The organism is Streptomyces sp. NPDC005017, assembly GCF_042873115.1.
Classification (GTDB): domain Bacteria; phylum Actinomycetota; class Actinomycetes; order Streptomycetales; family Streptomycetaceae; genus Streptomyces.
The window spans coordinates 12,777-37,073 of the sequence record NZ_JBIALD010000046.1 but is presented as its reverse complement, the minus strand read 5'-3'; the positions used below and the strand labels follow the sequence as shown (position 1 = coordinate 37,073).

Sequence of the window (24,297 nt, the reverse complement as noted above, 5' to 3'; positions counted from 1 at the left end):
TCCTGGGGGGGGGGTGGCCCGGGGCGTGGTCGGGGTGGTGGTCCACGTGCTTCAGTTGCTGGGGGGGGGGGGGGGGGGCGGGCCCGGGGGCGGTGGGGGGGGGGGGGGGGGGGGCCGGGGGGCCCGCCGGCCCCGCCACCTGGGCTCCCCCTTCGAGCCGGTCCCGTGTCCTGCCGTCAGCGCTGGAGGGTAAGCAGAGCCGGACGGTAGGGCAGAAGCCCGTAGTCACCGCCGGAGCCGGGGCTGCGCCCCTGGTAGAGCAACTGCAGATTGCAGGGATCGACGGTCATGGTCTGATCGGGGCTGGTGCGGATCAGCTCGCCGTGGCTGATGTCGTTGGTCCAGGTGGCGCCACTGTTGGCTTTACCGGCGAAGGGATTGCTCTCGGTCGCGGTCTGAGGTGTCCAGGAGCCGTTCAGACTGGTGGCCGTGAACGAGCGGAAGTACCGGCCCTGCGAGCCGATCGCCTCGACAATCATGAGGTAGCGGTTCTGGCCTTGAAGTTTGTAGACCTGCGGGGCTTCGAACAGGTTGTTCGTCGTATCGCTCATGACCACTGTCGAGGTCGAGCCGAAGCTGCCCGGGAAGTTCCCGATCGGCATGCTGGCCCGGTAGATCTTGCCGTTGTCGCCGGCGAAGAACAGGTACATGCTCGTGCCGTCACCGATGACCGTCTGGTCGATGGGCCCCGTTCCGGAGCCGGAGATGCTGCCGGAGAAGAGCACCTGCTCGGACGACCAGCCATTCGGGTTGGTGGGGTCGCTCGACGTCCGGTAGGAGAAGGCGGTCCCGCCCCACTGGTAGGCGAGCACCCAGATGTTCTTCGGTGCGAAGTAGAGGAGAGTGGGTGCGACGGTCGAGTTGTACATCGTGTTCTGGCTGGCCGATGCCATCTCCGACCAGTTGGTGAACAGGCTGAAGTTCATCGAGCCCCACCTCGTCCCCGTGTCGTGCGTGGTGGCGTAGACGAGTTGTCTGCCGTTGTAGGGGGCGACGGTGAAGTCCTTGAGTGAGGCCCACCCCTGCTTGGGTTGCGTCAGCGCGCCCGTCGACGTCCAACGGTAGGTCGACGGGAGATCACACGAGCCGGGAGTGTCGGCGCCGACCCTGACGAGCTGCCACTGCTGGTTGGTGCCGCCCCAGTCGTCGTACTGGACGATGTTCGCGTTGTCGGCGGTGGAGGCGCCCTGTACTTCGAGGGCCCTGTTGCTGTGGCGCGAGATGAGCCTCACGTAGCCGTCCGAGCTGTCGGCCAGCCGCCACTGCTGGTTGGTGCCGTTCAGGTCGGTCCACTGAACGATTGAACCGCCGTTCGCGGTGGACCAGTTGTAGACGTCCAGTACCTTGCTCGAGTGGCGGGACTTGATGCGGTAGTAACCGTCTCCGGAATCGACGAACTGCCACTGCTGCTGGTGCTGGTCGTTCCTGGTCCACTGTGTGATGCGGGCGCCGTCGTTGGTCGCCATGTTGTAGACGTCCAGGGCTTTGCCGCTGTTGCGGTTGACCAGCACGTACGAGGCGTTGGGGTCTACGGTCGCGGCCTTGGCGGGCTGGGCCCCGAGGAAGGTGGCTATCAGCAGCAAGGGTGCGAGTACTCCGAGTAAGCGCCTTGGGTGGACCGGGGACGGGTGGCGAAACCGCATCAGAGGGCCTCCTTGGGGGTCACGTACCGCCGATGAACCGCGGAGCGGCAGCCGTGCCGAGTGGGGGATTCGAAAGTTTCGCAGTGATCTCGGGTCTGTGACGCCACAAACTAGGAAGACGGGGCCCTCCGGTCAAGGTCTTCGTCGCTCTCTCCGCAGGCGGTTTCTCCTCAGGGTGCGAAGAGCCCTTGGGTCGACTGGATAATCCCAGGTGAATCGCGATGGACTGCTCACCGGTCCAGGTTCGTGCGTCTTGGCAGGGCTCCGAAAGTTTCGAGGGAGAATCGGAAATTTATTTGCCACAAGGATTGACGAGTCACCGTCAACCCTCAATCATCTGACTGGTAAACCGACCGTAGAGCGAGATATCGAACAACGCGGGTCCTGGGCAGACTGTGGCGCACTGCAGAGCCGCGCACGGCCGCCCGACGGATCCGTTGCGCCAACGAGTCTGCGCCACCCCGCTTTTCGTCCCGGTGAGGCTCGCGCCGAGGCATCCCGGCTCTTCGCGCAGTCGGAGAGGGATGCGGCGCCGCGTGACGGCCTCCCGGCTGAGCCGCGATGGAGTACCCCTGTGCCTGTGTCGGAAGACCGCTGCCGCCCCGCCCACGTCACTCGGCGGCCGACCGGGTCCGTCCGCACCGGTTGAGATCCTCCCGGGTCCTCTATTACCGCGGTGCCCGGTAATCCCGTTATTCCTACCTTGGAGGCACAGCCGTGGGCTCATATGCCCTTCCCGAACCCGTTGTCCGGCAAAAGATCCGCGTTCTGCTGCTGATGCTGGTCGCCGGCGCCCTGGGTGTGGTCGCCGCACTGGTCACGCCGCCGCCCGCCCAGGCCGCCGAGAACACGCTCGGCGCCGCGGCGGCGCAGAGCGGCCGCTACTTCGGTGTCGCCATCGCCGCGAACAGGCTGAGCGACTCGACGTACGCGACGATCGCGGCCCGTGAGTTCAATTCGGTGACAGCCGAGAACGAGATGAAGATCGACGCCACCCAACCGCAGCGGGGCCAGTTCAACTTCACCGCCGCCGACCGCGTCTACAACTGGGCGGTACAGAACGGCAAAAGTGTGCGCGGTCACACCCTGGCCTGGCACTCCCAGCAGCCCGGCTGGATGCAGAGCCTCAACGGCAGCGCGCTGCGCCAGGCGCTGATCGACCACATCAACGGCGTGATGAGCCACTACAAGGGCAAGATCACCCAGTGGGACGTCGTGAACGAGGCTTTTGCCGACGGAAGTTCGGGAGCCCGGCGCGACTCCAACCTGCAGCGCACCGGCAACGACTGGATCGAGGTCGCCTTCCGCACCGCGCGCGCCGCTGACCCGTCTGCCAAGCTCTGCTACAACGACTACAACGTCGAGGACTGGACCTGGGCCAAGACCCAGGCCATGTACGCCATGGTGCGGGACTTCAAGCAGCGCGGCGTGCCGATCGACTGCGTCGGCTTCCAGTCACACTTCAACAGCGGCAGCCCCTACAACAGCAACTTCCGCACCACCCTGCAGAACTTCGCCGCCCTCGGCGTCGACGTGGCCGTCACCGAACTCGACGTTCAGGGTGCTCCGGCCTCGACCTATGCCAGCGTGGTCAACGACTGCCTGGCCGTTTCCCGATGCCTCGGCGTCACCGTCTGGGGTGTGCGCGACAGCGACTCCTGGCGATCGGAGCACACGCCGCTGCTGTTCAACAACGACGGCAGCAAGAAACCTGCCTACACCGCCGTCCTCAACGCGCTCAACGGCGGCTCCACCACACCGCCCGCGAACGGCGGAACTATCAAGGGCGTTGGGTCGGGCCGCTGCCTGGACGTGCCCAGCAGCAGTACCGCCGACGGTACCCAGGTCCAGCTGTGGGACTGCCACAACGGCACCAACCAGCAGTGGACGTATACCGACGCCGGTGAGCTCAGGGTCTACGGCAACAAGTGCCTGGACGCCGCCGGCACCGGCAACGGCGCCAAGGTCCAGATCTACAGCTGCTGGGGCGGCGACAACCAGAAGTGGCGCCTCAACTCCGACGGATCCGTTGTCGACGTCCAGTCCGGCCTCTGCCTCGACGCCGTCGGCGGCGGCACCGCCAACGGCACCCTGGTCCAGCTCTACTCCTGCTCGAACGGCAACAACCAACGCTGGACCCGCGCCTGACCGGGTCCGCACAGGACATCGCTGGTGATCGCGTGGGTCGCCGCCGTGGCCGCGGCGACCCGCGCGAGGGGGGACGACCCGGTGGGCGCGTCACGACGTACGGTTCCGCGAAAGTGCGCACTGCAGGAGTGCGCGAGCCTTCCACCGCCATCGCCGTCGGCTGACCGCTAGACCAGTTCCTCCAGCGCGTGTCGTGTCCGAGCCGGGCGGTGCCGGGCGGAGTCTTGCCTGCCACAGCGCTTCAGCCTGATCTAGCGCGGAACCCCGGGCGTTCACGCCCGGGAGGAAGCGCTTCTCCGGATCGCTCTGACCCGCGGGGACCCACGGGCCTGCACCGTTGCCCTCAGCCAGGTCACTTCTGGTTCTCGATGTACTCCTTGATGATCTCCAACGGTGCTCCGCCGCACGAGGCGGCGAAGTACGAAGGCGACCAGAAGTGCTCACCCCACAGGTACTTACGGATATGGTCCGGGAACTCCTGGCGGAGCCTGCGGGCGGAGACGCCCTTGAGAGAGCCGACCAGCCGCGAGATGGCGACCTTGGGCGGGTAGCTCACCAGCAGGTGGACGTGATCACGCCCGCCGTTGAACTCCACCAGCTCGGCGTCGAAGTCCGTGCACACGTCACGCATGACCTCCTCGCAGCGCCGGAGGATCTCGTCGGTGAACGGGCCGCGCCGGTACCTGGGTGTGAAGACCAAGTGCGCGTGGAGGGTGTGGACGACTGTTCTACCCCTGCGGATGTCGGGGTTGGCTCCCAGCGTGGTGACATAGAGCATTGATACGATCACGCCCGTGAAACTCGCCGTGCAGGTGAAGCTGATACCGCAGGCCGAGCACCCCGCGCGCACTGTACGGCGAGTACCCTGTGCACTTCGCCGAGAAGGCCATGGTGGTCCTCTCGTGCTGCGCACGCTCGACGGACACGGCGACACGCACCAGGGCACACACGAACACGAGACCACCACGGGTGCTGTGCGTGGGTGGAGGAACACCCCTGGAGCTGTACGCACTCACCGGCCGCCCCGAGCCAGCCGCGGCGACGCAGACCGGGGACGTCGCGGGCAGGCGAGGCCGGGGGAGTTCATTCCGGCCTGGCGTGGGTTTCTGCTGCCCTCGGTTCAGGGGGCGGACACTGTGAGGGCAGCTCAGCACGCCGGACGAGCAGCCCCGCCATCGCCGCACAGATCAGTGCGAAGGTCAGAGAGCCGATAGCGGACTCCTCGTGGACGACGTGCTCGGCGGTGGCCACGGTGAACACACCGGCCGCCGCCCCGAACTCAATCGTCAGCACCCGGCCCGCCAGGCCGGCAGGCAAGACCGCCCCTATCGCAAGCACGGCACCCACCAGGGCATCGGGGACGACGAAGGCGCTGTCCACACCACGCACAAGCAAATTGAGCAGGGTCCCCAGGCTGATGAAAGCGGCTGCACATCGACTGGCGGTCAGGGCACGCACGATCCGTCTCCTCAAGAGAGGGGAGGGCTTGCAATGTCTGCAACCGGCCTGACCTCCGCACAGGGTCAGTGGGGTCGGTCCGCGCGACGCGAGGCCGCCGAGCGGGGCGGGATCGTGCAAACACGATCGCGCACGCGGTCGAGGCTGTCCGCCACGGCGTCGCGCGGGCTCGTGTCGAAGAATTGCCCGAACAGGTTCTTCAGCCGCCCCAACGGCCGGAACAATCAGGTCGCCATGCGTTCGCCCGACGGCTCGGCAATCACGATCTGGATGTGCGGTGGGGCGTACTTGCGTGCCTTGCCGACCATTTTCGCCAGGTCGAACTTGGAACGCGGGACGGGCACATGGACCGGTGCGGGCATGTCGGCGCGCTGGGACGGGACGTTCATTCCCGTCGGCAACGTCGCACCGGGGCGCAGCCTCGCACCGATGAGCGTGTGCGGGCCGGCCGGCGGTGTGGCCACGACGAACTGCGTGACGTCGGCCCACGGCAGCTGCGTGTCGCCGAACCGGACGCCGACGGCGTCGAACTGGAACGCAGTGCGTCGGTTCTCGAACCGGGAGACGATGAAGGGAGTTGCCGCGACGATGACCGCACCGCCCTTCATGTCGAGTGCCCAGCCGAGCAGTACGGCAAGTGCCACGACGCCCACGATCGCCCCCCACAGGGCCGCCTGATCCTTGGGCGAGAAGGGGTGGGTGATTCGGTAGCGTTCCCATCGTCCGGCGCGGCGGGTGGGCCCTGCGGCGGGTGTGGGGTTGGCGTGAGACATTACGGAATTTCCTCTTTCCTTGACGTGTCGGCCGGTCGACTGCAGGCCCGCGTGGCGGATATCACGCCGACGGGTCGCTCGCTCTGCGTCGGGTTCGGCGGCAGCACCTGACGCAACCGGGCAGACTCTTTCGTGAGGCGCTGCAAGGTCGATGAAATCTTCATGAACCAAGGTTTCGAGAGACCGAGCAGGCACTGGTCGTACGGGGACACGGGGGCTTGGCCATGGGCATGGATTCCAAGGAATCCGGCGGGAGCGTGACCGATGGAAGCGGGGACCTGCGGATCGACCTGCTCGGGCCGGTCCGGGCCCGTCGCGGTGATGCGCCGCTTGCGCTCGGCCCGGTGCGACGGCAGGCGGTTCTCACCGCTCTGATCCTGCGTGCGCCGAGCTTCGTGACGTATGAGCAACTCCTCGCCGATGTCTGGGGAAATGATCTCCCGGCCACGGGCCGCCGGGTCCTGCCGAGCTACGCCTACGCGCTGCGCAAGGCGCTCGACGAAGCGCCTGCCGCCGGGGCCCGCCGGTCGGTGATCCACAGTGGGCGCGGTGGTTACCGGTTCGTACCCGACGGAGCGCGCACCGACCTCGCGGCTCTCGCCGCGGAGATCTCCCGCACCCAGCGAGCGAGGGCCTCCGCCGACCTCGACGCCGCACTGGAGCACGGAAGCCGGGCGCTGGGGCTGTTCCGTGGGGAACCGCTGCCGGGTCTTCCGGGTCCCCTCGCCGACAGCGAGCGAGAACGCCTGGCCCGGCAGCGGCGCATGCTGCACCAGGACCGGGTGGAGTGCCTGATGCTGCTCGGCCGCTACCAGGAAGCGCTGGACGAACTCATGGCCGCGCCCCTGCTCCAGCCTCACGACGAGCCGCTCGCCGCACTGCGGATGCGGGCCCTGTACGGCAGCGGCCGACAGGCCGAGGCGCTGGCCGTCCACCAGGACATGCGCCGCCGCCTGCGCGACGACCTGGGTGTGGAGCCCGGCGAGGAACTGCGCACTGTGCACCAGGCCGTACTGCGCCGGGACGACCGCCTCCTCCTCGGCCGGCCGGCACAGCAGCGGGCGGCCGACGTCCCCGCCGCTCCCAAGGGCAGTCGGCCCGAGAAATCGGCTCCCGCGCCTCGTCTCTCCAACAAGTCCGGTCATACCGGCGCCCCCCGCCCCCGCCGAAACGACCTCCCGGGCGACAGCGCCTGCCTGGTCGGCCGCGAGCGGGAACTCGCCCTGCTCACCGCCCCCATGGCCCCAGGGGCCGTGTCCGTGGTCACGGTCGACGGCACGGCGGGGGTCGGCAAGACGGCCCTGGTGGTACGCGCCGCCTGGACGCTCGCCGATGCCTACCCCGACGGTTGCCTGTACGTGGACCTCCACACGCACAGCGCCCTCCACGAAGGCGGCGACACGCGGCGCGCACTACGCCGCCTGCTGCGTGCGGTCCACGACGGCGGTGACGAAGTGCCTGACGACCTGGACGACCTGGGGGAACTGGTCACGGCCTGGCGCGCGGCGACGAGCGCACTGCGGCTGCTGCTCGTCGTCGACGACGCCCGCAGCTCCGAGCAGGTACGCCCGCTCCTGCCCGCCGGCCCGGGGAGCCGGGTCCTGGTGGCGGGCCGACAGCGGCTGGCCGGCCTCGACACCGATCTACGGCTCACCGTGGAGCCGCTGGGCGCCGGCGAGGCGGTCGGACTGCTCCGCGAACTCCTCGGGAAGTCCCGTGCGGACCGCGAACCCCAGGCGGCTCTCGAACTCGCCCGGCGGTGCGGCGGACTTCCCCTGGCGCTGCGCATCGCGGGCGCCCGGCTCCAGAATCGCCCGTCCTGGACGCTCGCCTTTCTCGCCGGCCGGATGTCGGACGGCTCGCGCAGCCTCGGCGAACTGCGGGCCGAGGACCGCAGCGTGGAGGCCGCCTTCCGACTGTCGTACGACCAGCTCACCTCCGAGCTGCGCCGCGCCTTCCGTGCCTTGGGCGTGGCTCCGACGGCCCGCTTCGACCAGCTCACCCTCGCCGCCGTGCTGGGTGGTTCCCCTGAGGACGCCGGGGATCTTCTGGAGGACCTGGTCGACGCGAGTCTGCTGCAGCAGCCGCATCCGGGTCGTTACCGGCTGCACGACCTCGTCCGGGCACACGCGTGGCGCCTCGCCACCGAAGCGCCCGAGCAGGCCGCCGCCGACCGCGCCGCCGTACTGAGTCTCTACACAGCTGCGGGCCGCATCGCCGGCGACCAGGGTCCCGAGGCCTTCCCTACCGGCCCTGACATCCCCTGCCTCCCCTTCCGCGACGGGCGGGAAGCCTCGGCATGGCTGACTGCGGCGGGCGGAGAACTGGTCGACGTGGTCGCTCACGCGGCCGCCGCCGGCCAGTTCGACCACGCCTGCTGGATCGCCGAGGCCCTGATCGACCATCTGGTCCACCAGGGCCAGTACCACGAGTGCCGGGCAGCACTGGAGATCGCGCTGCCCTGCGCGGACCTGGTCACCGACCGGCGGATGCGCTCCGCGCTGCGCAACTGCATGGGAATGATCGACCTCTATCAGGGCCGGCTCCAGCAAGCGCACACCTGGTTCACCGAAGCGGTGCAGCACGGCTGCGGCCCTGACGATCTGCGGGAACGGGCCCGGGCGAGCGCCGGCATGGGCGTCGCCGAGTGGATGCTGGGCCGCATCGAGGACGCGATCGCTCATCTGAACGAGGCGGTGGAGCTGGCAGCCCGGCTCGGCGACGACTGGCTGACCGGGATAGCGGTCTGCAGCCTCGGCGCGATCCACTCCCAGCAGGGGCGGCACGAGCAGGCATTCGAGCTCAACTCGTCCGCCCTGACCATCGCCGAGAAGAACGGCCGGCCCAGGGCGATCAGCAACACACTGTGCTTCTCCGCCGACACTCACCTGGCCGTCGGCCGGTACCCGGAGGCCAAGGACCTGCTGCGGCGGGCGGCGGAGTTGGCGAGCGAGGCCGAGGACCTGCCGCTGCGCGCCGCGAGCCTCTCGCGCCTCGCGACCGTGGAACACATCCAGGGCAGCCATCACGCCGCGGTGGACGCCCACCACCAGGCGCTCGCCACGCTCACCCAGCACACCAGCGCGGGACTGGAGATGGCGGTCCGCATCCGCCTTGGCAGCACTTACGCGGCGGCGGGTCTCAGTGCGGAGGCCCGGCAGGAATTCCAGACCGCCCTTTCCCTGCCCGGAGCCGGTGACCATCCACGACAGGTCGAAGAGGCACGCGACGGGCTCAGCGGCATCGGCTTCCCGCCGGAGGAAGGTATCTGAGGCAGCTTTCACCTCGGTTCACACCGCGGCCGGCCCGGAGAGTTCGGCCGGTTCTCGCTTCAGCGGGATTTCATCGGCTTTGCATCGCCTCGCGAAAGAGTTCGGCGCGCGGGGCGGGTCCGAGCCGGCCCCGCAGACGTGAACCGAACGAGGAGAGAGGGCTGTCACGTGAGTGAGACCCCGCAGGTGGATCCCCGGCAGGCTTTCGGCGAGAGCCGTCCCACCCAGCCGCTCGGGCAGGCCACACCGGCCTGGGGGCCCGCGGCACAGGGCTCGGGTCAGATGCCGCCTCCGATGCCGGGTCAGGCCCCTCCCTCGGTCTCGCCCTGGTCCCAGCCGGTTCCGGCGGGCGGACCGGGTGAGGCTCCGCGTGGCAGCGGTTCGCGAAAGTGGCTGATCGCTGGCGCCGCGGCTTTGGCCGTGGCCGTGGTCGCGGGCGTGACCATCGCCACGTCAGGCGGCGACGACAACGACGCCGCCGCAGGCAGACTGCCGGGCGTCCCGGGCGGCGCCGCCGAGCCGGAGGAGCCGGGCAAGGCGTTCACCAAGGTGCCCAAGGGGTGCGAGCTGATCAAGGCGTCCACCATCGAGAGGATCGCGCCCGGAACCGAGTGCACGCCCGGGCTGATGGACGACGCGGATCTGGCGACGATGATCACCAGGTCACCGAGGTGGGAGAGCCAGGGCTATGACAGTCCGTTTCTGAGTCTGGACGCGCACGTCGTTGTCATGCCCGCAGCGAAGGAGACGTACGCCACGGAGAAGAAGGTCGCCCTCAAGGGCCGGGGGGAGCTGTACAAGGTGATCGACTCGCGGCCTGTCAGCGGGCTGGGCGAGGAGGCGTTCATGGTCTACGGCGGAGACACGGACGGGGGCCTCGCCTCCGCCCAGGCGATCGTCCGCGAGGGCAACGCCACGGTCACCGCGGATTACACGTTCAGCCGGAAGGACTCCACCACGACCCAGCGGCAGGCCGAGGAGGCCGCCATCGCCGCCGCCCGTGATGTTCTCGGCTCCCTGAGCTGACCACCGCGGCGACGACGTGCACACATTTATCCAGCCGCACAGACAGGTCCCCCAGCAGCAGAGATCCTCCCGTATCGGCCCTTACGAGGTCTTCCACCTCCTGGGCGAAGGCGGCATGGGGAGGGTCTTCCTGGCCAGGTCACCGGGATCGCGTCTGGTGGCCCTGAAGGTGATCCGGCCCGAGTACGCCGAGACTCCGAACTTCCGTGGGCGTTTCCGGCGCGAAGCCGACTCTGCCCGCAGGGTCAGCGGGTTCTACACCCCACCGGTCCTCGACGCGGACGCCGACGCCCCGCAACCCTGGCTGGCCACGGCCTATGTCCCCGCACCGTCGCTGCACGAGGTCGTGCGCGGCTTCGGTGTACTGCCCGAGGCGGCCGCCCTGCGGGCCCTCGGCACGGGCCTGGCGGAGGCGCTGCTGGCCATTCATGCCGCCGGGATCGTGCACCGCGACCTCAAACCCGGCAACGTACTCGTCGCCGAGGACGGGCCCCGGGTCATCGACTTCGGCATCAGCCGGGCGGTGGACGCGACCCAGGTGACCCGGACGGGGGCGGTGATGGGAACGCCCGGGTTCATGGCGCCCGAGCAGATCGTGTCGAGCCGCGAGGCCGGACCGGCGGCCGACATTTTCTCCCTGGGCTGTGTCCTGACCTTCGCGGCCACCGGCCGGGGTCCCTTCGGCGCCGGAGGTACGGCCGAGATCCTCTACCGGGCCGTCCACCATCGGCCTCGACTGGACGGCGTGCCTGCGGCGTTGAGTTTGCTGATCGGAGCATGCCTGGACAAGGACCCCGCCCGCAGGCCGCCCGCCGAGTCGGTGCTGGCCGCGCTCGGTGCCGCCGACCCGGCCGCGCTGCTGACCGCGGGCCTGCGGCAGGACCTCGCGCGGCGGGCGGCACACGCCGCCGCCCTGGTGGCCGCACCACCCATGCCCGCCACGCCCCTCACCTCGCCCGGCACGGCCGTACCGAAGGGGCCGAGCCGCCGTGGATTCCTGTGGATCACCGCGGCAGGGACCGGAGTCGCCGCGGCCGCAGGAGCCGTGGCGCTGATCAGAGGGCGGTGGCAGCCCGGCAAGGACCCGGTGCGGTCCGGCGTCGGCACGGGCGCCACGGCACGGCCCGAGCCCACGGTTCCAGCGGGTCCGAGGCCACAGTGGTCGACCACGCTGAAGAAGTTGGAGAACGGACAGCTGCGTCTTGTCGGCGACACTCTGGTGCACTGGGACACGGCTCACGCGACCGCCTACGACACCGCGACCGGCGAGGAACGCTGGATGGGTTCACTCCGTCCGCCGTCCGACGTCGTGGGCGATCCGAAGTGGATCGGCGTTCAGGGGTCCGTGCTGTACGCCGAAGGCTGGACCGGGGAGCACGGCTACTTGTTCGGTGTCGACGCCACAGGCAGGCAGAAGTTCTCCTACGCGGTCACCAGGTACGGCGCCGACGGCCGCGACGCCGACTTCGTCGACAAGGTCCTGTGCGTCGCCGGACCGGTCGCCGTCCTCGGCACCGGCGGCGACGCCGGCTACGGGGTGCGCGCGGTCGATCTCACCTCGGGCAAGGTGCTGTGGTCGCGCACGGTCCGCGGCAGCGATTTCCAGGCCCACACCGACGGTCGCCTCTGCTACCTGCAGGACAACGGCACGCTCAGGGGACTCGGCCTGCGTACCGGCACCGAGCGGTGGAAGGTGCGGGACGTCGTCGAACCCGGTGCCTATCCGCAGCTGGCCACCGACGGGACGGCGCTGCTCGTCGTCAGCGTCAAGGTGCAGGCGTTCAGCGCCTCCGGCGGCGGGAAGCTGTGGACCGCCGTCAACGAGACGACCAATATCAGCCCGGCCACGGTCCGCGGCGAGCGGGCCTACGTCCACGACCCGCAGGACACCGTCTTCGCCTTGGACATGCGCAGCGGCGAGCAGGTGTGGCACAGGGCGAGTCCGCTGAATCTGTCCCCTGCCGGCGGCGCGGGAGACCAGGGCCCCACGGTCTCTCCGTCCGTGGTGGCCGTCGCCACGTACGCCACGGGTGAGGTCCCGGGGTTCGTCGTCCTGCGCGCCTCTGACGGCGAGCTGCTCTGGGCGCACCAGCCCTCCGGCAGTGAAGCCAGAGGCAGGAACACCTGGCAGCTGCAGACCTCCGGCGACACCCTCTTCGCCGCGTCCGAGACCACCCTCCACGCATTCCGGAGCGAGACCCCTTGACCACGCCGCCCCAGCAGACTGCCGCCGCCCCCACATACATAGGGCCGTACCGGGTGATCCGGGAACTCGGCGCGGGCGGCATGGGCCGCGTCCACCTCGCCACGTCACGCAGCGGCCGTGCGGTGGCCGTCAAGGTGGTGCGTGCCGAACTGGCCGCCGACCCGGACTTCCGTCGGCGCTTCAGGGCCGAGGTGGACGCCGCCCGCGCGGTCTCCGGCGCCTTCACCGCATCGGTCGTCGACGCCGACCCCGAAGGGCCGCAGCCCTGGCTGGCCACCGCCTACATCCCGGGTCCCTCGCTCGCCGACGCCCTGGACGCCCATGGGCCCATGCCAGAGGCCACCTTGCGGGTGCTCGGCGGCGGCCTGGCCGAGGCGCTGGCCGCGATCCACCGCGCGGGGCTCATCCACCGCGACCTCAAGCCGTCCAACATCCTGCTCACCCTCGACGGCCCCCGAGTGATCGACTTCGGCATCAGCCGGGCCGTCGACGGCACCGTACTCACCGCCGAGGGCCAGGTCGCCGGCTCACCCGGTTTTATGTCGCCCGAGCAATCACGAGGAGCCGAACTCACCTCTGCCAGCGACGTGTTCGCCTTCGGCGCCGTGCTCGCCCTCGCCGCCACCGGCATCCCGCCCTTCGGCACCGGCGCGGTCCATGCCCTGCTCTACCGGGCCGCCTACGAGGAGCCGCAGCTGAACGGTGTCCCGCACGGCCTGCTCGGCATCGTCACCGCATGCCTCGACAAGGACCCCGCCCGGCGTCCCACCGTCGGTCACCTGCAGTCCTGGCTGCGCCCGGAGACCACAGCGGGCTGGCTCGGCGCCGTCGGACTGCGGGTGACCGAGGACGAGCGCACCCTGCAGAACGTCGTGCGTTCCCCGCTGCTCGGCCGCCGCCGGTTGCTCATCGGCGGCGGGGTGCTCGCCGTGGCCGCGGCGGCCGGCGGCGCCTGGTTCCTCCGACCGGGCGACGAAGGCACCGGTCCCACCCCCGAACTCGACTGGATCCGCGACCTTCCCCGGCCGGGCATGTCCCTGGCAGCGGTGACCCGGTCGACGCTGCTGTGCACCAAGCAGACGTCGGGGGTCTGTGTCGACCGAGCCACCGGCAAACTCCTGTGGAAGGACCTCGACAGCCAGAACACCGACACCCTCGCCGACGACAAACACGTCTACACGGTACGCACCGACGGGAAAGTGCACGCGTTCGACGGCCGGTCCGGACGGAAGCTATGGGACTCGGCACCGGGCGGGGACAGCGCGCCCCGGCTGGAGTTCGCGGACGGAGAGCTGATCGCGGCGATGAGTGACGGTGGACGTATCCACTGCCTGGAGGCGCCGAGCGGAGAAGTGCGCTGGACGACCTCCGACGTGAAGGAGGGCCTCGCGGTCGTCGGCACCACCCGGGCCGGCACCCTGATCGCCTGGGGCAGCCCTTCCAGGACGAACCCCGCTGCCATGCTCAGGGGATACACCGCTCTCGACCCGGAGTCGGGCGGGCGCGTATGGGACAAGGACCTTGTCACCCTCTACTCGCCGGACAGGAGCAAGGTGCTCTACGGCATCGACGCCGACATGAACCTGCTCGCACTCGACCCCGGTGACGGCCGGACGCTCTGGAGCGAACCCACGAAACTCCCGCCGACGAACAGTGAGATCCTCATATCCGACAGGTCTTTCAGCCTGGTCGAGGGAACCCTGTTCTGCTACCCGGGCACCGGCGCTAACGGCTCGACCCGCGGGCTGCTCACGGCCTTCGACCCGGAGTCGGGCAAGACGTTGTGGAGCGTGCGGACCGCCGCCCGCGGCAACCGCGGCTACGCCCGCTCCGGCGCCACCGTCTGCTACCTGGACGAGAAGGTCCTGCACGGGATCGACGCCGAGACCGGCACGGAACGCTGGAGGGCAGGGTCGGGCCTCGGCGACCCGGTGTTCCTGGGCACCCTAGGCGGACTCTTTCTCGCCGCGGGGCGGAAGGGTCTGCACGCCTTCCATACCGAGACCGGCGAGCAGGTCTGGCACTATCAGGCCGTCGGCGGCTCCGGTTCCTGGTCGACGCAAACTGCGGGTGATCACCTTTATGCCACCTGGTCCGGCAAAATCTTCTGCTTCTCCCTGCCCAAGCTCTGACGTCCCCGACCGTGCTCATGGCCTGCCCTGGCCGGCCGACGCGCCGACCAGGTCCAGGCTGGGAGTGCCGTGGGGGGTGGGGGGCGACAGCTGAGGTTGATCCCCGGGAGTGGACACCGGGTTTCACGCGACGAGTGTCAGCGTACGTGACGTGGTCAGTTGCTGTTCGAACTCGGCTGGTGTGAGGTAGCCGAGCGCGGAATGCCGACGGCGCTGGTTGTAGTACGACAGCCAGCGGAACAGCTCGAGCCGGGTCTGTGCCTTGGAGACCCAGCGCCTTTCGTGGAGCAACTCGCGCTTGAGGCCCTGGAAGAACGACTCGGCGAGGGCGTTGTCGTAGCTCGAGCCGACCCGGCCCATGCTGCGGCGGATGCCGTGCCGGCGGCAGGCCTCGGCGAAGGCGGCCGCGCTGTACTGGGTGAGTTCAGCTGTTCGTCGCAACGAGCCTGGTGGACCAGAAGGGCGGCTTGGACCGCGGCCGTACTCATCGGCTGGAACTGGTGCAGGTCGTTGGCGTCCTGCACCAGTTCCGGAACCAGGACCAGTCCGTCGCCCGCGACCGGCGAGCTGGGCGTTGTATCCCTGGACTGCCCCGCCGTCGGCGGCGGACATCAGCCTGCTGTCCGGGTCGGTCACGTTGCGTCGCACCTGACGACGGACGCTGTGCGGCTCCTTGCTGCCGCCACGGCCTCGTTTCGTCGGCAGGTCCTTCTCAGCGGCCGCGGCCTCTGCGGCGGTCAGGGTCTGCTCCGCCCTGGCCAGTCGCTGCCGGGCGCGCGAGACCTCTTTGCCCTTGGTCTCGTCGAAGCTGAACAGGCCGAGGTTCGGCTTGGGACCCCGGCGGGCTTCGGCCAGCCGGAGCTGCTCGCGAACCTCCGCGATCCGCTCCCGCTTGCGGGCCTGCGCCTCGTGCAGATGCTGTCGGGCAGCCTCAACTCGGGCGGTGGCCACGGTCACCCGGTCCGCCCCGGGCGGTAGCGGACCATCTCCGCTGCGGCCTTGCCTCACCCGTTCCACGCGGGCCTGGGCCCTGGCCGCGATCGACTGCTCATCCTGCCCGCGCGCGGCTTCCTCGTCCCATTGCGCGGCGGCGGACTCGGTGATCAACCTCGGAGGCTGCCCTGCCGCTGTCACTACCTGCGGTGTTGTCGCACGATCGAGGGGCGGTCTCCGTGAGACCGCCCCCGTACGATCGAAGTCCCGCTACACTACCGCCACCTGGCAAAAGACCAGGTCAGGTGGCGAAATCCTGCTGGAGTACTAGTACTCCAGCCGAGGTGCCCCCGAGATCCTTCCGGCACCTCAATCCTCCTACTTCTTCCCACCCCATCGGTCGCCGTAGTGTTGCTTGATGCCGTTGGTCACCAAGCGGTCGATGAAGGGCTGCCAGGTGATCTTGGCAGCCCCGCCGTACACACCCCGGCCAGGCGCGCCGCCGAGGGTGCCCTTGCCGCCGATGATCTCGGCGGTCGTCTGCAAGGCGAGTTCGCCGTTCTGGTCCTCGAAGATCCGGAAGTGGACCGTGCTGCCCACGCCGTCGATGTGGCCGTCGAGAGTCGAGTACTCGATGTTGATCTCCTTGCCGTCGAAGTCCATCTGCGTCACCTCGACCGGGAACCCCTGCGGGCCCACCTTCAGTGGCAGCTTGTCACCGACCTTCGGCATCTCCTTGGGAGCACCGTTGACGGGGAACGTGCAGTTGTAACAGGACTTCAGCGCGTTCCAGGCGTCCTCGACCGTGACGATCTCCGATGCCTTCCCCACGTTCGGCGCGCCACCTGCGTCCACCTGGGAGAAGAACTTGCCGGTGGTCGGATCGACCAGCACGTAGGTGTTGGCCGCTTCGCCCTTGGCGTAGAAGGTGTAGTCGTAGCTCCACGGCTCCTTCTCCCACGGCCATTCGCCGGTGGGGTCGGTCAACTTTACCGGGTTGTTGTGGACGTAGGTGTACGCGGCCAGGTTGCGCGGCTGGGTGATGCCGCCCGCGAGGTCCTGGTCCAGGTACTTCGGCAGCGCAGGGTCGGCGCTCGCCCACAGCTGCGTGCGCGGGTTGTAGTAGCGCGCCCCGTGGTAGTAGAGCCCGGTCTCGGCGTCGAGTTCCTCGCCGGTGAACTGATACTCGGTGTCGTGCTGCCCGGAGCGTTCCTCGACCCAGGTCTCACCGTGCGGGAAGTACTCCAGGTGCTCGGTGACCGCTCCCGCCCCGTCGGTGACGTAGCCGGACGAGCCGAGGTGGTCGGCGTGGTAGAAGGATTGGTCGCTCTCCACGCCACCGGACACCGTCTTGGAGGCCACGCGGCTGTCCCCGACGAACACGTGCTTAAAGCCGGTGCCGTCGCGCTCACTGTAGTTGCGGTTCGGGTAAACCGATACCGCGTCACCGGCCTTGACGACCCGGTCGCCCTCGGCGTCGTAGGTGTAGCGGACGGCTGCGCCCGCGCAGCCCGTCGGGTCCTGGGTGACCGCCATGGCGCCGTCGGCATTGCAGGCGAGGCGGTTCTCCTCGTCCCAAACGTACTGGCGGCGCGCTCCGGTGGCGGTGTTCACCGTGTCGGTGAGGTTGCCGTTGGCATCGTAGGTCTGAGTGATCGGCCCGACCTCGTTCGGCGCGTGCGGCTTCCCGTTGCCGTACTCGTAGGCGTACGTGTAACTGGTGCGATCCTGGACATCGACCGGGTTGGCCGGGTCCTCCACGGGTTCGATGGGCCCCGGTGACCCGGTGCCTGCCGGGAACGCGGGGGTTCCGCCCGTGATCTCGTGGTGCTGTGCCTTGGTCGTCGTGTTGTCGATCGAGTCGTATGCCAGCGACAGCGTGTACCGGTTGAGCTGATTATCCTTGTCCGTGTACTGCCCGGACGAACTGGTCAGCCGGTACAGGTCGTCGTATGCGTACGTCTGGCTGCTCGGACCGCCGATAACCGAGTTCTGTGGCGCGCTGTTGGTGCGGCCGGTGACGTTGCCGGTGTTGTCGTAGGTGTAGCCGAGCTCCTGGAACGGCGTCCCGCTCGGGCTCGCGGCCTTGAGGGTCGCCAGCCTGCGGTCTTCGGAGTCGTAGGTGTACGTGGTGCGCACACCGTTGCCGGTCTGCTGTAGGACTTTCTGCCCGAACTTGTCGTAATCCAGGCGGTGCAGGTAGGTGTACTCGGTACCGCCCTTCACGCCGGTGGCGCGGTGGACCTGGCCACCGGAGTCGTAGTCGTAGGTGAGGATCTCGCCGTCCGGATAGGTCAGCTGGAGCACACGGTTGAACGAGTCGAAACGCCACTGCGTGGTGTAGGCGCGCGGCGACCCGCCCGCCGCGGTGATCGTGCGGGTCTCCTCGGTCACCTCGCCCAGTGCTCCGTAGGCGCGTTTGGCCGTTCCCGCGGCGTCGTGGACCGCGGTGATCCGCGAGGCCGAGTTGGCCGCCGCGCCGGGAGCTCCGTACTCGTAGGAGATGTTGTTCTGCGGGAACGTCGGGTAGCGGATGGCCTTCAGTCGAGAGTAGTCGTAGTCGTACTCGACGGTCTTGTCCGCTGCCCGCAGGTTCGCGGTGACCTTCGATGTGACGTTGCCGGCGAGGTCGTAGCGGGTCTCGAGGCGTCCGGCGTCCGGGCTCTCGAAGGAGACACGGCGTCCCAGCACGTCGTAGCCGGCGCGCGTGACGTTGTTCTTGTCGTCGGTGATCGTCGTGACCTGACCCAGCGGATCGTGGGTGTAACTGGTCCAGATACTTGAGGAGTTGTTGAACTCCCGCACCGAGGTGAGGACGCCGCGGACATCGGTGTAGGTGCGGCGTTCCTTGCCGTTGCCGTCGGTCACGCTCTGCTGGAAGCGGGTCGTGTCCGTCCGGTCCTTGCCGAAACCGTATCCGGTGGTGGTGATGACGCCGTCCGGCTGCACGGTCTTCACCGAGCGGTCCAGGACGTCGAAGCTCTCCTTCGTGGGTGCCACGGAGTCGAAGGAGGCGTTGAGTGTGGTGTTCGCCTCGTCCTTGTCCTCGGTTGTCGGGTAGTACCTCTCCACGGCATGGCCGAGGGAGTCGAACTTCAGCCGGCCGGAGACCGTCATGACCTCGGTGGGTGTGTCCCCGGGTGAGGCGGACACCGAGGCGTCCTTCTTCATCTGCACCACACGCTTGAGACCGTCGGTGAAGGTGACGGTGTCGATGGTGTCCTCGCGTACACCGTCGGCGGTGCGGTCGAGGTGCTTGGTCGTGGCATACGGGACGGGCGCCTCGGGGTGGTAGCCGAAGGTGATCGTGGCCTGGTCGCCGCCCTGCTCATAGGGACTGGTGAGTGTGGTGAGACGGCCGACGCTGTCGTACGTCATCGTCACGGACTGGTTGTTCTGGTCCGTGTTGCGGGTGGGGACCCCGTACTTGAGGTCGTGGGCGGTGGTGGAGCGGTAGCCGAAGCTGTCCTCGATGGACACGACGTGTACGCCGACGGTGGTGTCGTAGCCGTACTCCAGCTTGTAGCGCTGCCCCTTTGCGTTCGCCGGACCGGTCACCGATTTGAGGTTTCCGTCCGGGTGGTACGTCAGGTCGGAGACGGCCGCGGTGTCGTCGTCGAGGTACTCGCGGATCTGGCGCACGGCGCCGGTCGCGCAGTCGACGGTGGATCCGCGGTGGCGCAGGAGTGCGTCGGTGGCCGCGGCCTTCTGCCGTATCGCGTTGGCGGTGCCGACGAGGTGCCGGTCGCGGCACTGAGTATCGGAGCCGCTGTACGCGAAGGTGGTCTCCAGGTCGTCCGCGGTGCCCTCGTCCCCCGCGTCGAAGGTGCGGGTCACGTTGCCGTACTCGTCGTAGGACAGGTCGGTGAATGTGGACTTGGCCGCGGCGGCCGCGCCTTCGTAGTCCTTCTCCTCGACGCGTATGAGCTGCGGGAAGACGGTGGCGGTCCGGCTCTTCGGGTCGGTTTCCTCACCCGTGGAGGTGTCGAGCAGCCGGTAGGTGTTGAGTGTCTCGCGGTACGGGTGGCCGGCGCCGTCCTCGGTCAGCGTGCGGGTGAGCAGGCCGCGGCCCGCGTATCCGTCGGTGCGGTACTCGTCGGTCACGGTGCGGCGAACGGCGTCGTCCGCACCGGTGTCGCGGTGCTCGCTCACCACGCGGCCGAAACCGAGGAACTCGCGCTCCAGCCGGTCGTGGCGGCCCTGCTCGTAGCGGAAGGTGGTCAGACTCGTGTCGGCACCATCGCCCGCGAGCCCGTCGAAGACCGAGGTGCGGGACAGCACCCAGCGGCTCTCCTGCATCTCAGCGGTGTTGCCCGACCGGGTGTAGTCCAGGTCGATACGGGCGCCCATCGGCCGGCTGACCGAGCGCAGCAGGTTGGTGCGACCGGTCTTGTTGACCGCGACCAGGAGTTCGTTGTCCCGGGTGGACTTGACGTGGTCGGCCAGGCCGTCGCCGTTCACGTCCCGCAGGCTGGTTTCGGCCCGGCTGATGCCGGTGGACGCGTTGGCGCCGGGGTTGAAGACGAAGACGCCGACGGGAGTGGGCAGGCCGACGGTGAAGTAGACGCCCCCGCCGAGACTGGCGTTCTTGTCGACGGCGATCTCGGGGAAGCTGCCGCGGAACGGGGCGGGCGCGGTGAAGCCGGTGCCGGTGTTCACCGCGACCTTGATCGGGTTGGTCCCGTCGGTGAACACCCGGTCGGGCAGGCCGTCGCCGTTGACGTCCGTCATGCTCGCGTTGGTGTACGAGGTCCCCAGCTCGGCGGACACGCCACCCGCGAAGCCGTAGCGGTCGACGTTGAACCCGAGGTTGACGCCGACGTTGCGGGTGGACGCGTCGTTGATCGGTCCGGCCGACCAGGGTTCGCGGGCGGCGAAGGAGTAGCCGAGGTTGAACTGGACGTCGCCGTTGCCGAATACCTTGTCCGGCAATCCGTCCCCGTTGATGTCGATCAGGTCGACGCGGACGTCGGACTCGCCGCCGCCGAGGCTGCCGCCGATGCCGAGCGACGGTTGGACCGCGCCGGTGGTGGCGGTGTTGGCACTGGTGCCCGCCTCGGGCGCGGCCATGCCCAGTGCGCTGGCGATGGTGGCGGTCTCGCTGCCCGCGGAGAGCGACACATTGCCGGAGACGTTGTCCGCCTCGCGGACGTTGCCGCCGAGGGTGCCGCGCGTGGCGCCGAGCGCGCCGGTCATGTCGGAGAACTGGATCTCCTTGGCCCCCACGACGTCGGGGTAGCCGTCGCCGTTGAGGTCGAGGTAGTCGACCGAGCCCGCGGTGATCCCACCGACCACGGTGCCGCCGAACGGGCCCGCCGCGAGCGTGGCCGACACCTGGCCGGTGACACCGCGGCGCATCACCGCCCGGTCGCCCGCCACGTCGGCGTCGGTGACGATGTCGATGGTGTCCGCGCCGAGGCGGGAGCTCGTCGCCATAGCGGCGGTGACCCAGGAGGACTCGTCCTGAGCGGCCCAGCCGCCCTTGGCGGGAACGGGGGCGAACACCGCGAGCCGCGGCATGCTGAGCCGGGGGTTCGCGGCGAAAGGCGCGACGTCCGCTTCCTTGGGCTCCTTGGGAAGCGCGTCCTTGAAGCTCTGGTCCAGCGTGAGTTCGGCCTGCTTGAGCGGTTGGGTGGCGCGGTCTCGGTTGCCCTGGTAGCCGATCACACCCCAGCCGCGGTAGGGCTGGGCGAAGGCGCCCTGCCCGACGGAACCGTGCATGGCGCTGGGAGCCGGGGTGAAGGTCGGCCAGCTGGAGGTCACGTCATAGGTGACCGACGCGGACTGGTCGACGAGCAGGCCGAGCAGTCCGGTATCCGTCGTGGAGTAGTCGATGTAGAGCTCGTCGCCGGCGGTGACCGGCACGGTCAGGTCCAGGTTCTGGCCACTGAAGGGGGAGGTGTCCTTGGCTTGGAAGATCCGTTTGCCGAGCAGTTGCCCGCCGCGCTTCTTCACCGTGAGCGCGATCTTGGCGTCACCTTGGAGACCGAAGTTGAGGGACAGCTTCGGCCGCACCTTCAACTGGCCGGTCTTGGTCGCCTTGTAGGGCTGCTGCGGCGCGGTGAGGGTGTTCGCCGGGTACATGGTCATGTCGTACGGCGGGGTGATCACCAGCGTGGGATCGCCCTTGGCGTCGACGACCGACTCGACCCCCTGCGCGGCCGTGTAGTGCGCCTTCGGTGCCCAGCTCACCGCCGAGACGTCGATCGGGGAGTCGGTCTTCAGCTTCCACGACATCTTCTCGAACATGCTGACCGGGATGCTCACGTCGATCGCGGTGGTGCCGGTCGACGCGGCGGGCAGGACCTTGCGGTACACCTCCGCCGGGGCGTGGACGCCGTTCCCCTTCTCGATCACGACGGTCACGTCGTCCGAGGTCGCCTTGGATTTGACCACGTCACCGGTCAGCCGCAACGTGCCGTTCACCGGCACGGTCACCAAGGACGGCCTGCCACCGAAGGTGAAGTCGGCCGACGCGCGGAACACGGTGTTCGCCAGTCCGTTCGCGTCCGTGCCGGCCGGCAGGTCGGTGTAGGTGATCTCCGGGTCCCACGCCACGGTGTCGTACTTGCCGTCCAGAATGGACTGGGTGCGGAAGTACAGCGCGTCGCCCTTCTTCACGGGGATCGACGCCACATTGCCCGGGGTGAACTCGGTGTGGTCGTCGGGGCCGATCCGCTGCGCCCAGAGTTCGGCGTTCTTGTGCTGGATGGTGACCCGCACGCCGTCGGCCTTGGTGTAGGCCGCCCGCTCCGGGGAGGGGTCCTGGGTCAGCTGCACGTGGCCGTCCACGCGGACGTTGCCGTCGAACGGCGCGACCCAGCGGCGCACGGTGTCAAGGAGAGGCGAGTTGTCCACCTGCTGGTTGAACTGCGCGGTCTGATCGCCGACGATCTCGCCGGTCACCGCGCCACCCCCGATCGGCACCGGGGTGCGGGTGGAGTCCGCGCTGTAGGCGGGTTGCCCATGAGCGTCCAGGTAGCCGAACAGCACGCCGCCGTTGTTCACCAGGTCGGTGATGCCGTCGCCGTTGACGTCGCTGAAGAACCGGTCCGAGGTGGTCGTGGTGCCCACGAAGTCCAGCTGGGCCGAGGTGGTGAGGACGTACGACTCGACGCCGATGGTGCCGGACAGCGTGCGCTCGGTCGAGATTCCCGGGAGGTTGGTGAGCTTGATCGGCGTGCCGCCGAACTTCGGCTCACCGCCTGGTCTGGCCAGATTGGGCCGGTAGAACACGTCGTTCTTCTTGCGGAACACCTTGTCCGGCAGGTTGTCGCCGTTCACGTCGGCCAGCGCCGACAGGCCGTCGGACTGGCCCGCGCTGAACCCGACCTTCAGCCCGACGGAACCCTCCTTGGTCGTCAGCCCCTGCACGTTGTAGCCCGCGAACAGGTGCGCGCCGAAGCCGGCCGACGTGTTCGCCGAGATCGCGCTGGCCTCGCCTTCGCGGATGTTCACCCCGAGGTCGTCATCCGGCACCGTCCAACTCGCGGCCTCCGTGAAGGTGTTGTAGTTTCCCGACTGGTCGCGGACGTCGTCGTAGTAGTCGAACCTGTGGGTATTGAACAGCTGGTTGCTCTCGCTGAACTGTGACACCGAGACGAGTAGCGTCTTGGCGAACGCGCCGGTCCGGTAGTTCAGCTCGTAGGCGCGGATCAGGTCGTCGTCCAGCTTGACCTCGACGCGCCGCAGCAGGTCGGCGGTGACCTTCTTGAACCCGTACCTGCCGTCGATCCGCACGTCCGGCCGGCGGGGCTCGCCGCGCTCTCGGTCCCGGATGAACGTCACCGAGTACCTGCCGTCGGTGTCGCCGCGGCCGGTGTAGGTGATCTTCTGCGGGTACAGGTCGCTGCCCGGCACCGTGGAGTCCGCCGTACCGCCATCGGCCACCTCGGCGTACCGGTAGCGCAGGACGTTGTCATTGCCGTCGCGGACCTCCCGCGCCGCCCAGGTGGCGACGCGACCCTTGCCGTCGGCCAGCGTGCTGTCGGCCGTCCCGCCGAAGAGCGTGCGGACGCCCTGCTTGTCGGTGACCTCCCACCAGTAGTTCGTGGGGCTGTCGCCGTGGCGCACGATCCGGTCGAACCGGCCTTCCACCCGGGAGTGGAACACCTTCTCCGCGGTACGCGCGCGCAACTCGCCGCGGTGCGCCACTGGGGTCAGCTGTTCGCCGTTGAGCAGGTAGGTCTCGGTCTCCAGTCGGGCGTCGTAGCGCGGCACACCCCACCGTGTGTCGACCGTGAGCATCGGGGTGGCGAGGTGCCAGCCGACGCCAAGCCACCCGTTCGTCCCCGACGAGTTGTAGGTGACGGCCAGCTTCGGCTCCAGACCCGCCCGCCCCTTCGGCACCTCCAACGGGTACGACAACCGGGCATCACCCATGTTGTTCGCCGACGGCGCCTCCACCAGATTCACCCCGGCACCCGGATCGGCCGCCTTGATGTCCTTGATCTGATTCGGATTGAACGACGTCCCTTCCGGATGCTCGGGAACCGTCACCGCCGCACCGGCACCCGCCGCCGACCCCGCCGAACGCACCCACTGCGACGGAACCACAGCCGCCATCGTCATCAACGCCACGACCAACGCGAAGATCAGACCCTTGCGGCGAACACGAACCGGATGACGAGCCGACATGAGGACAGTCATGCCCCCGACCCCCTCTGGATCCGGGCGACATCCCTGCCTGCCGCCACCTACCGGGAC

At 68.9% G+C, this 24,297-nt stretch carries 10 protein-coding genes and 1 pseudogene; 5 read left to right on the top strand and 6 right to left on the bottom strand.

Translation table 11 applies throughout. From position 1 onward, the window contains the following. Window positions 1–176: 176 nt before the first annotated feature. Window positions 177–1,643: a non-reducing end alpha-L-arabinofuranosidase family hydrolase gene (locus ACFYR0_RS36930; RefSeq protein WP_389338479.1), complete on the bottom strand. Its 1,467-nt coding sequence runs from the start codon at window positions 1,641–1,643 to the stop codon at window positions 177–179. Window positions 1,644–2,360: 717 nt separating this feature from the next. Between ACFYR0_RS36930 and ACFYR0_RS36925 the strand changes: the two genes are divergently transcribed. Then, a complete protein-coding gene (locus ACFYR0_RS36925) occupies window positions 2,361–3,791 on the top strand; it encodes an endo-1,4-beta-xylanase (RefSeq protein ID WP_389338476.1) in 1,431 nt (476 codons plus the stop codon). Window positions 3,792–4,143: 352 nt separating this feature from the next. Here the strand turns inward: ACFYR0_RS36925 and tnpA are convergent, their stop codons facing one another. The 3 genes from tnpA to ACFYR0_RS36910 form a co-directional block, all read right to left on the bottom strand. Then, window positions 4,144–4,569 (bottom strand): IS200/IS605 family transposase, encoded by a 426-nt coding sequence (tnpA, locus tag ACFYR0_RS36920; protein ID WP_389338485.1) that lies wholly within the window; start codon window positions 4,567–4,569, stop codon window positions 4,144–4,146. A gap of 305 nt (window positions 4,570–4,874) precedes the next feature. Next, window positions 4,875–5,249 (bottom strand): hypothetical protein, encoded by a 375-nt coding sequence (locus ACFYR0_RS36915; protein ID WP_389338473.1) that lies wholly within the window; start codon window positions 5,247–5,249, stop codon window positions 4,875–4,877. Between the two features lie 224 nt (window positions 5,250–5,473). Beyond that, complete coding sequence (locus tag ACFYR0_RS36910) at window positions 5,474–6,022, bottom strand: hypothetical protein (RefSeq protein ID WP_389338470.1); 549 nt, start codon at window positions 6,020–6,022, stop codon at window positions 5,474–5,476. A gap of 257 nt (window positions 6,023–6,279) precedes the next feature. On the opposite strand from ACFYR0_RS36910, the gene ACFYR0_RS36905 reads away from it, so the two are divergent. The 4 genes from ACFYR0_RS36905 (at window position 6,280) to ACFYR0_RS36890 (ending at window position 14,658) form a co-directional block, all read left to right on the top strand. Further along, window positions 6,280–9,294: a BTAD domain-containing putative transcriptional regulator gene (locus ACFYR0_RS36905; protein ID WP_389338467.1), complete on the top strand. Its 3,015-nt coding sequence runs from the start codon at window positions 6,280–6,282 to the stop codon at window positions 9,292–9,294. Window positions 9,295–9,714: 420 nt separating this feature from the next. Continuing rightward, window positions 9,715–10,320: a hypothetical protein gene (locus tag ACFYR0_RS36900; RefSeq protein WP_389338464.1), complete on the top strand. Its 606-nt coding sequence runs from the start codon at window positions 9,715–9,717 to the stop codon at window positions 10,318–10,320. 16 nt (window positions 10,321–10,336) lie between these two features. Beyond that, a complete protein-coding gene (locus ACFYR0_RS36895) occupies window positions 10,337–12,526 on the top strand; it encodes a PQQ-binding-like beta-propeller repeat protein (RefSeq protein WP_389338461.1) in 2,190 nt (729 codons plus the stop codon). Then, window positions 12,523–14,658 carry a PQQ-binding-like beta-propeller repeat protein gene (locus ACFYR0_RS36890; RefSeq protein WP_389338458.1) on the top strand — a complete coding sequence of 712 codons (2,136 nt, stop codon included), beginning with the start codon at window positions 12,523–12,525 and terminating at the stop codon, window positions 14,656–14,658. The genes ACFYR0_RS36895 and ACFYR0_RS36890 overlap by 4 nt, the downstream gene beginning before the upstream one ends. A 123-nt stretch (window positions 14,659–14,781) precedes the next feature. Here the strand turns inward: ACFYR0_RS36890 and ACFYR0_RS36885 are convergent. Then, window positions 14,782–15,078: pseudogene (locus ACFYR0_RS36885) on the bottom strand (transposase); the annotation flags it as partial. 891 nt (window positions 15,079–15,969) lie between these two features. Next, window positions 15,970–24,156 (bottom strand): SpvB/TcaC N-terminal domain-containing protein, encoded by an 8,187-nt coding sequence (locus ACFYR0_RS36880; RefSeq protein WP_389338482.1) that lies wholly within the window; start codon window positions 24,154–24,156, stop codon window positions 15,970–15,972. Between the last annotated feature and the right edge of the window lie 141 nt (window positions 24,157–24,297).

Excerpts from the sequence above, each read along its gene's own strand:
- ACFYR0_RS36930 (WP_389338479.1), bottom strand. The coding sequence starts at position 1,643 with ATGCGGTTTCGCCACCCGTCCCCGGTCCACCCAAGGCGCTTACTCGGA.
- tnpA (WP_389338485.1), bottom strand. The coding sequence starts at position 4,569 with ATGCTCTATGTCACCACGCTGGGAGCCAACCCCGACATCCGCAGGGGT.
- ACFYR0_RS36910 (WP_389338470.1), bottom strand. The coding sequence starts at position 6,022 with ATGTCTCACGCCAACCCCACACCCGCCGCAGGGCCCACCCGCCGCGCC.
- ACFYR0_RS36880 (WP_389338482.1), bottom strand. The coding sequence starts at position 24,156 with ATGGCGGCTGTGGTTCCGTCGCAGTGGGTGCGTTCGGCGGGGTCGGCG.